Source organism: Sphingomonas sp. Sphisp66 (assembly GCF_047324325.1).
Taxonomy (GTDB): Bacteria; Pseudomonadota; Alphaproteobacteria; order Sphingomonadales; family Sphingomonadaceae; genus Sphingomonas.
This window is the reverse complement of sequence record NZ_CP168508.1, coordinates 1316024-1329389: the sequence shown is the minus strand read 5'-3', so window position 1 is coordinate 1329389 and position 13366 is coordinate 1316024. Positions and strand designations below refer to the sequence as shown.

General features: G+C 67.0%; 10 protein-coding genes and 1 tRNA gene. 3 read left to right on the top strand and 8 right to left on the bottom strand.

Annotated features, from left to right (window positions below; translation table 11 throughout):
• Positions 1–9: 9 nt before the first annotated feature.
• Positions 10–1614, bottom strand: a complete 1605-nt coding sequence (locus ACEN8G_RS06415; RefSeq protein ID WP_413414724.1) for a M20/M25/M40 family metallo-hydrolase — start codon at positions 1612–1614, stop codon at positions 10–12.
• A gap of 118 nt (positions 1615–1732) precedes the next feature.
• Here ACEN8G_RS06415 and ACEN8G_RS06410 point away from each other — a divergent pair, with 118 nt between their 5' ends.
• Both ACEN8G_RS06410 and ACEN8G_RS06405 read left to right on the top strand, forming a co-directional pair.
• Positions 1733–2278, top strand: coding sequence for a hypothetical protein (locus tag ACEN8G_RS06410; protein WP_413414725.1), 546 nt, complete (start codon positions 1733–1735; stop codon positions 2276–2278).
• Positions 2275–3168 carry a hypothetical protein gene (locus tag ACEN8G_RS06405; protein ID WP_413740759.1) on the top strand — a complete coding sequence of 298 codons (894 nt, stop codon included), beginning with the start codon at positions 2275–2277 and terminating at the stop codon, positions 3166–3168. The genes ACEN8G_RS06410 and ACEN8G_RS06405 overlap by 4 nt, the downstream gene beginning before the upstream one ends.
• 49 nt (positions 3169–3217) lie before the next feature.
• Here the strand turns inward: ACEN8G_RS06405 and ACEN8G_RS06400 are convergent, their stop codons facing one another.
• The 3 genes from ACEN8G_RS06400 to ACEN8G_RS06390 all read right to left on the bottom strand — a co-directional run bounded on the left by ACEN8G_RS06400 (position 3218) and on the right by ACEN8G_RS06390 (position 5570).
• Positions 3218–4270 (bottom strand): Leu/Phe/Val dehydrogenase, encoded by a 1053-nt coding sequence (locus ACEN8G_RS06400; protein ID WP_413414727.1) that lies wholly within the window; start codon positions 4268–4270, stop codon positions 3218–3220.
• Between the two features lie 64 nt (positions 4271–4334).
• A tRNA-His gene (locus ACEN8G_RS06395) sits at positions 4335–4411 on the bottom strand.
• Positions 4412–4478: 67 nt separating this feature from the next.
• Complete coding sequence (locus tag ACEN8G_RS06390) at positions 4479–5570, bottom strand: GspE/PulE family protein (RefSeq protein WP_413740758.1); 1092 nt, start codon at positions 5568–5570, stop codon at positions 4479–4481.
• A 123-nt stretch (positions 5571–5693) separates the two neighbouring features.
• Between ACEN8G_RS06390 and ACEN8G_RS06385 the strand changes: the two genes are divergently transcribed.
• Positions 5694–6365: a prolyl hydroxylase family protein gene (locus tag ACEN8G_RS06385; protein WP_413414729.1), complete on the top strand. Its 672-nt coding sequence runs from the start codon at positions 5694–5696 to the stop codon at positions 6363–6365.
• 79 nt (positions 6366–6444) lie between these two features.
• On the opposite strand, the gene ACEN8G_RS06380 is transcribed toward ACEN8G_RS06385, so the two are convergent.
• The 4 genes from ACEN8G_RS06380 to ACEN8G_RS06365 form a co-directional block, all read right to left on the bottom strand.
• Positions 6445–9135 carry a TonB-dependent receptor domain-containing protein gene (locus tag ACEN8G_RS06380; RefSeq protein ID WP_413414730.1) on the bottom strand — a complete coding sequence of 897 codons (2691 nt, stop codon included), beginning with the start codon at positions 9133–9135 and terminating at the stop codon, positions 6445–6447.
• 79 nt (positions 9136–9214) lie between these two features.
• The gene (locus ACEN8G_RS06375; RefSeq protein WP_413414731.1) at positions 9215–10876 is read right to left on the bottom strand and encodes a hypothetical protein; all 1662 of its coding nucleotides are present in this window, start codon (positions 10874–10876) and stop codon (positions 9215–9217) included.
• Between the two features lie 191 nt (positions 10877–11067).
• Positions 11068–12327 (bottom strand): amidohydrolase family protein, encoded by a 1260-nt coding sequence (locus tag ACEN8G_RS06370; RefSeq protein WP_413414732.1) that lies wholly within the window; start codon positions 12325–12327, stop codon positions 11068–11070.
• A gap of 124 nt (positions 12328–12451) precedes the next feature.
• Positions 12452–13336, bottom strand: coding sequence for an EamA/RhaT family transporter (locus ACEN8G_RS06365; RefSeq protein ID WP_413740757.1), 885 nt, complete (start codon positions 13334–13336; stop codon positions 12452–12454).
• Positions 13337–13366: the final 30 nt, after the last annotated feature.

Below are 13366 nucleotides of genomic sequence, written 5' to 3'. Positions count from 1 at the left end.
TGCCGGCGGCTATTTCCCCTCGGCCGGTGCCGCGAACGGATCGGTGACGCTCGGCTGGGTCGGGATCGGCAGGCGCGGCAGCGGCTTGTCGGCATTGGCGGCGTCGAGCAGGAATGCCGCCAGGATGATCGCCGCCTGGCGCATGTCCGTCGCCTTCAGGTGATCGAAGGTGTCGAGCTGCGTGTGGTGCACCCGGCTCTCATAGTCGAGCGGATCCTGGATGAACTGGAACGCCGGGATGCCGACCGCCTGCATGAACTGGTGGTCGGTGCCCTCGGTCTTCTGGATCGCCACGGTCGACGCGCCCATCGACGCGAAGGGGGCGAGCCATTCGCGGAAGATCGGCACCACCGCCATGTTGTTCTCGGCATAGATGCCGCGGATCTTCCCCGAGCCATTGTCGAGGTTGAAATAGGCGCTCAGCTCCCTGTGGCCCGGCAGCGGCGTGATCGGGAAGCGGGTCGCCCAGCTATAGTAGAATTCGTCGGCGCTCGGCACATGATCCCAGGCCGGGCGCTTCGCCAGGTGCTGCTCGATATACGCAATCGAGCCGTAAAGGCTCTGTTCCTCGCCGGCCCACAGCGCGAACCGTATCGTGCGCTTCGGCTTGATCCCGCTCGCGGCGATGATCCGCGCCGCTTCCATCACCACGGCGCTGCCCGCGCCATTGTCGGCGGCGCCGTCGCCCGCCACCCAGCTGTCGAGATGCGCGCCGGCCATGACATAGCCGGCCTTGGGATCCCGTCCCTTGATGTCGGCGAGGATGTTGTAGGCCTTGGTGTCGCTGTCGTCGAAATGGACGTTGCTGTCGATCTCGAGCGTCGGCGCCTTGCCGGTCCAGGCCAGGCGGACGAGGCGGCGATAATCCTCGGCCGCCATCTCGATGCCGGGCACCTTGGGCGTCTCGCCGACATGGTGGAGATAGCCCTCGCCATGGATCAGCTTGCCGTCGCTGCGCGAGCGGGTGACATAGGCGACCGCGCCTTCCTCGGCCAGGAACCTCGCGAGCTGCCCCTCGAACTTGGCGCGGGACAGCGACTGGTCGAGCTTGGCCGGATCCCAGCCCGGTTCCTCATAGACGTCGAGCTTGGCTAGGTCCTCGTCGCTCAGCCGCTGGAACGGCGCTTCCTTGGGCTCGGAGCCGGTGCCGGGCGCGGAGGTCAGCACGATCTTGCCGGCAAGCTTGCCCTTCCACTGGGCGAAGTCGCCGGGGCTGCGCAGCGGCGCCACGATCACCGGGGCGGTGACGGGTCCGTTGGTCGCCGGTGTCCAGGCGATCGGGATGGCGGTGAGCTGGACCGGACGCGGCGCGACCATGCGCACGCTCGACTTCTCGATCCACCAGCCCCGGCCGAAGTCGAAGCCTTCCTTGTGGACGTCGCTGAGGCCCCAGCCCCTGAACTTCTCCTGCGTCCACTTCTCCGCCTCGCGCATCGCCGGCGAGTTGGTCATGCGCGGGCCGATCACGTCGGCGAGATATTCGGCGGTGGTCATCACCTCCGAATGGCTGGTCCCCTGGTCGACCAGCACGGCGACGGTGGCGGGGTCGATCGACTGGGCGGCGGCCGGTGCGATGGACAGCAGGGCGGCGGTGACGAGGAGAAAGGTGCGCATGGGGCTCCGCGGAGGTGCGAGGGATGCGCGACGCTATTGGCGGCACATGTCTGGCGCAAGTCCGCTGGACGGCGGCAATCGACCTGATATTCGTTCGTGCAAAGGGGGGAATCAAGATATGCGTAACCTTGCGATAGCCGCCATGGCGGCTGCGTCGCTGTGGCATGGCGCGGCCATGGCCCAGACCGCGCCCACCCTGCCCGACCCTGCGACGATCACCGTGCCCGACCTCTCGCACTCGGGCGATCCCGAGGTCGTGGCGAATGGCTGGAAATATTTCTTCTTCCAGCGCGAGGGCGTGAGCTTCGCGGAAGCCCATGCCGATCTCAGCGACTGCTATCGCTTCCTCCAGTCCAATGGCTGGGAATCGGTGCAGCTGAACCGCTTCGTCCCGTGGTCGGGCAAGACCGGGCGCAAGCACGTCTATTCCAACGATTATGGCCTCACGGGCGTGCTGATCATGTCGTTGATCGAGGGCACTTTGGCCCGACGCCAGCGCCAGGCGCGCATGCTCCGTTGCATGGGGACCCGAGGTTATGTCCGCTACAGCGTTCCCGAAGAAATCTGGGAGAATGTGATCGCCCTTCCACCAGCTGAGTCGATCGCGGTCCAGGCGAAGATCGCCTCCGGTCCCAATTTCGGCGGAAAGGTGCCCACCAAATGAATAAGTACCGCGCAGCCGCACTGATGCTCTGCTGTCATCTGATCGCAGCCCCTGTAGTCGCCCAGGAATCGCCTCCGCGGATTCGGGCGATCAAGGCCAAGGGTCCGGTGTCATTGCGCCCGGATCGCGCATATCTTCTGTTCCGTTCCGATGCCCCCAGCCTGAGCCCGGTTTTCCTTCGCATCCCGACCGATGCCGAGACGGCAAGCTATGAAGAGGCGCGCCGCAACGCCTTCATCAAGGCGGAGCCTGGGCTGATCCGGAAGCGGCAGCAGCTACTTGCCCAGAAGACAGAAGCGGAAAAGGCGGGGCTCAAATTCAACAAGCCGATCCCGCCCGTCCCCAGCCTCGACACATTCGACTTCGCCTACGACAAGATCATCAACGCCCAGACCGTTGGCATGGGCAGCACCTTCGAGCGCTCCGATCGTGACCGGACGATGCTGCTCGAGGCGCTCCCCGGCGACTATGTCCTATATGGAATCGGCTGGAACGACATCTTCGAGACGTGCTTCTGCCTAGGCACCGTTTCCTTCCCTGCCGAAGCCGGCAAGATCACCGATATGGGATCGCTGTTCATCGCCGGTGCGGGACCGCAAAGCGACATACCCGAACTCGCAGGAGAAACCGGGTTCGGCGAGTCCAGCATGAGCGACTTTCTGCCGGTATGGACCGCGGCGATCCGGCCGGCAAATGCATCGACCAAGATACCGGCGTTGCTGGTCGACAAGCCGATTGTCCCGGCTGCCTATCGCGCGCAGGGTAAGTTCGTGGCGGGCTTCTCGTTCGCGATCAACCGGCTGGCGCCGATCCCGGGCGTGCTCGGCTATGACCGGGGCAAGGTGATCGACCTCGCCACCGGCAAGGTCGCACCCAATCAATATGATTGAATGACCGAATCGGTCGGGGCCCGCGCCCCGACCGATCAGTGCGGCCCGATCAACCCCGGCCGATCAGCCGCTGGGCGATACGGTCGGCGACTTCGCTCTCGGGATCGCCGGTGCGGGCGCTCTCGTCCCACACTTCGATCAGGCGCTCGGGGATCTTGTCCACGCGCGCCTGCACCTCGGCCATGTTGCCCTGGCCCAGATATTCCAGGCCGACATTGATGATGCCGCCCGCGTTGATCACGTAATCGGGGGCATAGAGGATGCCACGGTCGTGGAGGCGGTGGCCGTCCTGGCGGGTGGCAAGCTGGTTGTTCGCACCGCCGGCGACCACCGTGGTCTTCAGCGCGGCGATCGACTGCTCGGTGAAGATCGCGCCCAGCGCGTTGGGGCTCAGCACGTCGGTCTCGATGCCGAGGATCTCGGCGGCATCGACTGCCTCGCCGCCCAGCTCCGCCGCCAGCGCCTTGGCGCGATCGGCATTGACGTCGGCCAGCACCAGCTTCGCGCCGTCAGCGGCGAGCAGGCGTGCGACGCCGCCGCCGACCGAGCCCACGCCCTGGATGGCGACGCGGACGTCCTTCATCGAATCGGCACCGAGGCCGCGCTTCGCCGCTGCCTTCACGCCCAGATAGACGCCGCGCGCCGTGACCGGGCCCGGATCGCCGCCGGCGCCGCCGGCCGCGACCGGCAGGCCCGAGACATGGCGGGTCTGGGTCGCGACGACCTTCATCCGCTCCTCGGACATGCCAACATCCTCGGCCGTGACGTACTTGCCGCCGAGCGATTCGACCGCGCGGCCGAACGCCTCGAGCTGCGCGGTGGTGACGGTCGCGCCCGGCTGGCTCGCCAGGATCACGCCCTTGCCGCCGCCGAGCGGCAGATTGGCCATCGCGTTCTTGTAGCTCATGCCGCGCGACAGACGCAGCGCGTCAGTGATCGCGGCGCGGTGGTCCGCATAATGCCAGAAGCGCACGCCGCCAGCGGCGGGCCCGAGCTTGCTGGAATGGACTGCGATGATTGCGCTCAGCCCCGATTCGCGGTCGCTGAACAGATGGACGCCCTCATGGTCGTCGAAATCGGGGAAACCCCAGTCGGTGATCACGCGCTACATTCCTGCGGAGAGTGCCACACGTCTGTGGGCCGCGTGCGGTCACAAGGGGAAGAAATGGGGCGGATGACGGGACTTGAACCCGCGACCCTCGGTACCACAAACCGATGCTCTAACCAACTGAGCTACAACCGCCGTGAAGAAGGCGCGCTTAGCCGGGGCCGAAGCGAAGCGCAAGATAATTACCCCACATATTTCGGGTTTATCCGCGGGAAATTCGCACGGCCTCCTCCGGGGTGGTCACGCCCTCGCGCACCAGTGCCCGTGCGGCCGATCCGAGATTGGGTGCACGCAGGAAGGCGTGGCGGGCCAGGATCGCCTCGTCGCCGCCGTCGTTGATCAGCCGGCGGATCGCGCCATCGGCGACGATCGCCTCGAACACGCCGGTCCTGCCGGTGAAGCCGGTGCCCTCGCAACTCTCGCAGCCCATCGCCTCGAAGACGATCGCGCCCGAATCGAAGCCGAGCAATGCCGAGACCGAGCCCTGCGCCTGTACCGGGCGGCGGCACTCGGCGCAGAGCCGGCGGACCTGGCGCTGGGCGAGCACCGCCGCGACGGTGGACGCGAGGCGGAACGGCTCGACGCGCCAGTCGCGCATCCGCCGGATCGCCGAGACGGCGTCGGGGGCGTCAATCGATGCCAGCACCAGATGTCCGCTCTCGGCAGCCTCGGCTGCGGCGGCGGCGGCCTCACGGCCGTCCAGCCCGTCGAGTGCGATGATGTCGGGATCCTGCTCCAGCGCGGCGCGAATCGCAGCGGCGCCGGCAAGCCCCTCAATCCGGGTCGCGCCCTCCACCGGCGGCGTGCCGATCGTCACGATATGGCGCGGCGAGCCGGAGAAATGCCGGAGCAACGCGGCGATGGTCGTGCTGCGGCCGGCGCCCGGCGCGCCGGCGATGAGCACCAGCCCGCCGCGGCGCAGTGCGGGCAACAGCGCATCGACCAGCGTTCGGCTCATCCCGATGGCCTCGAGCGCGCGCTCGCGCTGCTCGCCGCCATCGATGCGCAGCACGATGCGCTCGCCCTCGCCCTGGGTCAGGATCGCGGCACCGGCCAGGGCGCTGAATTCTGCGGCCAGCGCGGGATCGGCGTGATAGTGGCGGGGCTCGGTGAGCTGGCCGGCAATGCGCATGCGTACGATCATCGCCGCCGGGGCGGTCTCGATATGGATATGCGAAGCGCGGCGCCGGCGGGCCTCGGCGATCAGCGCCTCTGCCGGCGAATCGCCCCGGGCGCCGACAAAGAACAGCGGCTGCGGCGTTTCCGCTACCGGTGCCAGCGCTTCGGCTTCCATTTCCATAGGGTCCCCTTTGCGGAGCGCCCTTCGCTAGGCAGGTCGTGTGACATCGCGCTTGCGATTTTGTGACTGTTTCGCGTCATGCTGGCGCGCCCGCGTGGCTTTTGGCAGAAAGCCGCCATGCAGAATGCCGCCTCCCCGCTCCTCAATCTGGGCTCGGGCCATCCGTCCGAGCCGGTCGTCGATCACATCATGCGCTGGCCCGGCGTGCAGCGCGTGCCGCATCCCAAGATCCAGATGTTCATCGCCAAGAACTTCCTCGAGCCCGAGCTCTGCCAGCTGCTGATGATCAAGATCGATGCGGAGCGCCGGCCCTCGACGATCGCCGACGCCAATGACGATTATGCCTTCCGCACCAGCGAGACCTGCGACTTCAGCGCCCAGGATCCGGTCGTGACCGAGCTGAAGCGGCGGATGACGGCGTTCACCGGGCTCGACCCGACGCATGGCGAGCCGATGCAGGGCCAGCGCTACGAGATCGGCCAGGAGTTCAAGGCGCATACCGACTATTTCGAGCCGCAGGGCCGCGACTATGACAAGTACTGCGCGGTCGCGGGGCAGCGCACCTGGACGGTGATGCTCTACCTCAACGAAGTCGAAGCGGGCGGCGCGACGCGGTTCAAGGCGGTCGACAAGATCATCCAGCCCGAAACCGGCAAGGTAGTGGCCTGGAACAACCTCCGCCCCGACGGCACTCCGAATCCCTCGACCATCCACCACGCCATGAAGGTCCGTGCGGGCCTGAAATACGTGGTCACGCAATGGTACCGCGAGAGGACCTGGGGCTGGTGAGACCCCGGGCCTGACTACACGAAAAAGGGAGCGGCACCGCCAGGCGGGCCGCTCCCTTTTCAGTTCCGGACGCTCGCGATCAGAAGGTGGTCGAGAGCGAGAAGTTGAACGTCGGGCCCACCGAATAATTGTTGTAGATCACGGTGTTCTTGCCCAGCGTCTGGGTTTCCTTGTGCTTCCGGTTCGTTATGTTGCGCGCCTCGAGCTTCAGGTCGAGCTGACGGCCCACCACCTTCACGCCCTGACGCAGCACGAAGTCCAGGTTGAGGCCCGGATATTCATACACGTCCGGCTGACCGCTGTTCGCCAGGCCGCGGCTCGTCACGCGCTTGCTGGCATAGGAAAGGATCAGGGTCTGCTGCGAGAGCGAGGCCTTGTCTTCCATGCCGAACTGGAAGTTGACGAGGTGATCCGACTGGCCCGTTAGCGGCGAACCGTCCTGGAAATAGTCGGTCGCCAGCGTCGACGACGCTGCGAACATGCGGGTCTGATCACCCGGCTGCACCTTCAGCTTCGACTTGGTGTAGGTGTAGTTGGCGATCGCGATCAGGTGGCGATCCGCGAAGAAGTTCGAGCCCGACCAGTTGGAGAGCGGGAACTTCTTCACCGCTTCGAGCTCGGCACCGTACAGGTCGGCACGCGGCGCGTTGGCGAAGCTGGTGACGAAGTCGCTGCCGGTGATGAAGGTCTCGATCGGGTTCTTGATCCGCTTGTAGAAGCCCGCGACCGTCAGGCGCTGCTCCGGCGCGAAATACCATTCATAGCGCGCTTCGGCGTTCACCAGCGTGCTGTCCTGGAGCAGCGGGTTGCCGCGATACTGGCGGTTGCTGTCCGGGTCGAAGTAGAATTGGTAGATCAGCTCGCGGAACTGCGGGCGGGCGATCGTCTTCGACGAGCTGAGGCGAACCTGCATGTCCGGGCGGAACTGCCAGGTCAGCGTGGCGGCCGGCAGCCAGTAGCTGTTGTCGAGGTTGGTCGCCGCGGTGCTACCGGTCGGGGTGTTGAACACCTGGAGCGGAACCACCGTCTCGGTCGCCGTCTCGTAGCGGACGCCGAAGTCGAGCGAGAGCTCGGGCGACACCTGCCAGTTCACCTTGCCGTAGCCGGCATGGTTCTCCAGCTCGGCGCGGAACGCCGGGGCGCCTTCGTTCGTGTCGATCAGCGCGATGTTGTAGTAATCGATGATCGCCGAGCCGAGCAGCAGGTCCGGACGCAGCATGCCGACCGCGGTCGGGAAGCTGCTCGGTGCCGTGAACTGGAAGTCGCGGCGCGAGCTGTCGCGCTTGGTCTTGAGGTACGAATAGCCCGCCGTCAGCGCCAGATCGGTGATCGGCTTGAAGGTGAGGTCCGCGCCGCCCGAATACAGGTCTTCGTTCAGGTCCGAATAGCTGATGTGCGCATCGCCATTGTTGCCGTTGTTGAGGCGATTGACGAAATAGGCGCCATAGAGGTCCGACGCGACGTTGGTGCGGACATATTCCAGCGTAAGCTCGCTCGGGGCCTTGCGCTTCGAGTTCGCATAGCTGGCGCGAAGGTCGAGGCTCCATTCGGGGCTGAACTTGAACTCGCCGACCAGCTGGGTGTTGACCAGCTGGCGCTCATACCAGGCGGTATCCTGCTGCATCACATCGGTGACGGCATTGTTATTGGTCTTGCCGAGGCCGAGACGCGCACGCTTCAGCGTGTCGTGGATGTAGAGGTTGGCCCAGCGGATCTTGTTGTCGCCGAACTCGAGGCCGAGGCCGAGGAGGGCGTTGGTGACGATACGATTGTCGGTGGAGACCCGGCGGAAATCATTCTCCAGCGTCGAGATATCGCTGTTCAGCGAGGTCTGCTGGATCGCGTCGCGCGTCGTCCACTTGTTGCTGTAGCCGCCGGTCGCGATCACGCCGAGCGTGACGTCGTCGCTGACCGGGATGGAAGCCCCGCCCGAGATCGTCGCCGACCAGTTCGGGCCGATGCGCGACTGGCGCTGGACCAGCGCGTTCTTGGCATTGACCAACTGGCCCGCGATCGCCTGGGTATCGATGTTGCCCGAGCTGATCTTCTCGCCGCTGGCGAAGAAGGCCGCGAGCGCCGGAGGCAGATCGCGCGAGCCGTCGTCATAGCCGGTCCAGTCATGGCCGCCGCCGGCATAGACATAGCCGACATGGCCGGTGGTCACGAGATTGGCGCCGACACCGCCGCTGACGGTGAGGAAGCTTTCCTTCGGCACCGAATTGGTCGTCAGGTTGATGACGCCGCCGCCGAACTCGCCGGGGAAGTTGGTCGAATAGCTCTTCTGGACCAGCGAGGACGAGACCACGTTGGTCGGGAAGATGTCGAGCGGCACGACGCGCTTGAGCGGCTCGGGGCTGGGCAGCGGCGAGCCGTTGAGCAGCGCGAGCGAATAGCGATCGCCGAGGCCGCGGACATAGACATAGCCGTTGCCGACCACGCTGAGGCCGGTGACCCGGCCAAGGGCGCCGGCGATGTCGCCTTCGCCGGTACGGGCGATATCGGCGCTCGACAGCACCGAGACCACCTGCGGGGTGTCACGCGCGACGTTGACGCGGCGACCGGTCACCACGATGGCGTCGCCGCCCGGAACCGAGACGTCCGGAGCCTGCTCTTCCTGAGGCGCAGCCTGGTCCTGGGCGGGAGCCGGCGCGTCGGACTGGCCGCCGGACGTGTCCGGCGTCGAAGGCGTGGTCTGCGCCCAGACAAGGGAAGGCGCAACGAGCGCCGAAGTGAAAAGGAACAGGCTGGCAAGCCGGAGCGGCTTCGTCATGGTAACCCCCAATGCAAATCCTGAAAGGGCGGAGCGTTGCCCGTGGCCACGCCCCGCCCAGTCTCAGATCGGGCTGGCCTCAGTTCGTCGGGAGCGACGAGCAGCGGCGGTTGGCATTCGTCGTGTCGTCGAAGCCCGCATAGCCGGAGTTGCAGGTCCAGACCTTGTACCAGTTGTCATTCGCGTCCTTGACCGCGCCGGCATAGGTCGTCGTGTCGAAGAAGCCGGTGGCGTCCACCGTCTTCGGATCGATCGCGGCGATGGCCGTCTCGTTGGCGCCGTTGATGAACAGGCTGGTCAGCGACGGCGTGAACGCGTCGTTGTTGCCGTTCGCACCGGTGCCGAAGAAGGTCTGCACCTGAGCGGCGGTGTAGCTGCCGGTGCCGAGATACTTGGTGGCATTGCACTGCATCGCGACCGCACGGGCGATCAGGGTGGCCGCATTGGCGCCGCCCGAACCGTTCATGCGCAGGCACTCGTTGGCCGGGCTGATCACCAGGCCGTTGACCAGGGTCAGATCGGCATTGCCGCGCAGCAGGATCGAGGCCTGGTCATTGGCTTCGTTGTTCGCGCTGGTCTGCGGCTGGATCGCCGTGAAGTTGGCGACGCGGGTCACCTGACGCGGCGTGTCGGCTTCGTTGTTGTTGCTGTCGACTTCCATCAGGGCGTCGCCCTGACCCGGACGCTGCAGCAGCAGGACGTACTGGAAGAAGCCCTGCAGGCCGGTGTCGATGTCGAGGCTGTCGTCATCGGCGCCGGTGGCGACGTAGCGCTTGAACTTGACGGTGCCGCCGAAGAACTCCGCGCCGTCGTCCGAGCTGTTGTGGCTCTGGATCGAGTCGAGCGTGGTGCCGCTGCCGACGCCCTCGGTGGTCAGGCCCTGAAGCTCGATGTTCGCACCGAGCACGTAACCCGAATAACGGATCTGCGTGAACTTGATGCTGCCGGCATTGTAGGTGTCGTCGGTGCCGCCGAAGGTGGCCGGGCCGGTGCCCGAGGCGCCTTCGGTCTCACGCTCGCAGGTGCCGGCCGCGGTGGTGCCGGTGTTGCAGTCGGTGATCTTGGCGCGGCCCATCAGCACCACACCGCCCCACTGGCCGATCGAGGTGTCGTCGGCGAGGCCGAGCAGGTTGTCGCGGCTGGTGAAGATGATCGGCGCGGTGGCGGTGCCGTTGGCGGCGATCTTGTTGCCGCGGTTGACCGCGAGCCAAGAGGTGCCGGTGCCACCGAACAGGATCACGCCCGGCGCGATCGTCAGCGTCACGTTGGTGTCGGCGGTCAGCTGGCCGGCGCCGTTCAGGGTGAAGCCGTTCGCGGCGGTGCAGCCCACGGTCGAGCTGGCGCGCGGCGCGCCACCGGTCGGCGCGGTGAAGCCGCCGTCGCAGCCGACGTTCACGCGGTCCTTGAGCTGATAGACCAGGCCGGCGATCTTCGGCAGCGTCACGCTGGCCGAGATGATCGACGGCAGGGTGCAGACGCGCCATTCGCCGGTCGGGCCCTTGATGGTGCCGTCGTTGGTCAGGCCCTTCGGATCGGCGATGGTCGGGCAGCCCGTGGCCGGGGTCACCAGCGCCGTGGTCGGCGTCGGGGTCGGCGACGGCGTCGGAGCCGGCGGGTTGTTGATGATGACGTTGCCGCCGGTGCCCGGCGAGGCGATGTCGTTCGCGCCATCGCAGGCCGCCAGGGCGCCACATGCAATGGTAGTCATCATGATAAGGCTGACGCGTTTGAAGCTGGCCATAGGATCTCCGTTCCGGCGGACGCCGGGTTGCACGAATTCGAAATACGGTGCGGGATCGACTCGGCTTACCCCCGTCGGCCGCAAGGGCGCGCTAGGGACGCATTGTTACTCGTCGGCGCGGAATCGAAGACGTTTCGGAGACAGTCACATGACTGGATTGTGACATCCGGGGCGGAATGCCCCGAAACGGTTCACGGTTTGGTGACGATGTTGCCCGATTGCATCACGAGCCGGACATTTTCGAGCGCGGACAAATCCTTGAGCGGATCGCCCGCGACCGCGACGAGATCGGCGATTCGGCCCGGCGCGATGCTGCCGATGCGATCCGACATGCCGAGGATCGCCGCATTGCCCGCCGTCGCCGTCCACAAGGCCGCGTCCGGCGCCATGCCCCAGGCCGCCATCAGCTCGATCTCGCGCGCATTGGCGCCGTGCGCGAACACCCCGGTATCGCCGCCTACGCACATCGTGACGCCCGACCCGAGCGCGGCGGCATAGCTCGCCCGCTTGGCGCGGATCGCCTCGGGCTCGGGCGCCGCGCCATTCCAGCCGCCATAGCGGGTGATCGCGTCGGTGGCGGCAAGCGTGGGGCAGAAGGCGACCTTGTGGGCCTTCATCAGCGCGAAGACTTCGCCGGTCGCGTCATTGCCATGCTCGATCGTGTCGGCGCCGGCGAGGATCGCCCGGCGCATCCCCTCGGGCGTGCTGGCATGGACCGCGACCTTGCGCCCGGCGTCATGCGCGGCGGCGATACCGGCCTTCAACTCGTCGAGGCTGAAGGTCGCGCGGCTCGGCTCGCCGGGCCCCCAGCGATAATCGGCATAGAATTTCACCCAGTCCGCGCCGTGCGCGATCTGGCGGCGGACGGCGGGGACGATCCCCTCTCCACTCACTTCCTCGGCGCCCTGGGGCACATCGAACGCGTAGCCCTTGGGGCCATAGGCACCGGTGGCGACCAGCGCGCGGCTGGCGATGAGCAGGCGCGGCCCTGGCACGATGCCCTGCTGGATCGCCGCCTTGAGCCCGGCATCGGCATCCCCCGCCCCCTCGGTGCCGAGATCGCGGACGGTGGTGAAACCGGCGAACAGCGTCGCGCGCGCGTGCGCGACCGCGCGGGCGGTACGGAGCGCCAGCGGCTCCTTCATCACCTGATCGTTCCAGCTCGTCTCGTTATACGGGTGGAGGAAGAGATGGACATGGAGGTCTATCAGCCCGGGCAGCAGCGTGGTGCCGGGCAGCGCCAGCGTCTCGGCACCGGCGGGCGCGGCGACGTCCGGGCCGACCGCGACGATCCTGCCGTCGGCGACCAGCACCTTCCAGCCGGGATGGACGGTGCGATCGGTCGCGGTGAAGACGCGGCCGGGCACGAGCAGCACCGGCACCTTCTGCGCCAGCGCGGTGCCGGGAAGGACGAACGCGACAAGGGCGGCAAAGGCGCGGAGCTTGGTCATGGATGGGAGAGTGGCAGCACGCACGCACCGACGCCACCCCTCCCGTCATCCCGACGAAAGTCGGGATCTCAGGCGATGGCAGGAAAAGAGCCGCACGAGATCCCGACTTTCGTCGGGATGACGGCTAGAAGGCGGCCGTCATCGCCACGCCGGCGGTGATCACCAGCACGCCGAGGATCTGCTTCGTGCTCAACTTCTCTCGGAACAGCCGGTGGCCAGCCGCGGCGGCGATCGGCATCTCGATCACGCCCAGCGCCCGCACGGCCGCAGCGGGGGCGAGGTTGAGCGCGAGGAACCAGCCCGAGGAGGCGAGCGCGCCGAACAGCCCCGCCCCCAGCGACTGGCGCCAGCCCCTGGCCACCGCGGCCAGCGCCGCACGGTCCCGCACGGCAAGGTAGAGCCCCAGCCCGGCGGACTGCACCGCCTGGACGATGGCGACGCAGGCCATGGCCGAGAAGACCGGATGATGCGGCTCGAGCCGCAGCCCGGCATGGCGGAAGGCGTTGAGGGCGAAGCCGAAGAGCAGGCCGGACAGGACGCCATAGGTGACGCCCAGCACCGGATGATGCGCGCCTTCGATCTTCTTCGGCCAGACCAGCAGCGCGAGCCCGAGGGTGGTCACCGCCACGCCCGTCCAGCCGAGCACCGAGAGATTGTCGCCGAACACGACCAGGCCGACCGTGGCGGCGAGCGGCACCGAGCTTTGCTGGAGCGCCGTGCCCACCGCGAAGCCGGCATGATGCATGGCGAGCAGCAGCGCCGCCGTCGCCAGCACCTGCGCCACGGCACCGGCGAGCGCCGGCCACCAGAACGCCCAGCCGAACTGCGGATCGAGATGCGGGCTGAGGGCGAAGGCGATCGCGGTGAAGACGATCGAGAAAGGCAGGCCGAACAGGAAGCGCACCAGCGTGGCGCCCCAGGGGCCGGTGTTGGACATCATGCCCCGCTGCAGCGCGTTGCGCCCCACCTGGAACGCCGCCGATGCCACCGTCGCCACTGCCCAAAGCACGCTGTTTACTCCCACAACCTCTTGATTCGG

Excerpts from the sequence above, each read along its gene's own strand:
- ACEN8G_RS06415 (WP_413414724.1), bottom strand. The coding sequence starts at position 1,614 with ATGCGCACCTTTCTCCTCGTCACCGCCGCCCTGCTGTCCATCGCACCG.
- ACEN8G_RS06410 (WP_413414725.1), top strand. The coding sequence starts at position 1,733 with ATGCGTAACCTTGCGATAGCCGCCATGGCGGCTGCGTCGCTGTGGCAT.
- ACEN8G_RS06405 (WP_413740759.1), top strand. The coding sequence starts at position 2,275 with ATGAATAAGTACCGCGCAGCCGCACTGATGCTCTGCTGTCATCTGATC.
- ACEN8G_RS06390 (WP_413740758.1), bottom strand. The coding sequence starts at position 5,570 with ATGGAAGCCGAAGCGCTGGCACCGGTAGCGGAAACGCCGCAGCCGCTG.
- ACEN8G_RS06385 (WP_413414729.1), top strand. The coding sequence starts at position 5,694 with ATGCAGAATGCCGCCTCCCCGCTCCTCAATCTGGGCTCGGGCCATCCG.
- ACEN8G_RS06380 (WP_413414730.1), bottom strand. The coding sequence starts at position 9,135 with ATGACGAAGCCGCTCCGGCTTGCCAGCCTGTTCCTTTTCACTTCGGCG.
- ACEN8G_RS06375 (WP_413414731.1), bottom strand. The coding sequence starts at position 10,876 with ATGGCCAGCTTCAAACGCGTCAGCCTTATCATGATGACTACCATTGCA.
- ACEN8G_RS06370 (WP_413414732.1), bottom strand. The coding sequence starts at position 12,327 with ATGACCAAGCTCCGCGCCTTTGCCGCCCTTGTCGCGTTCGTCCTTCCC.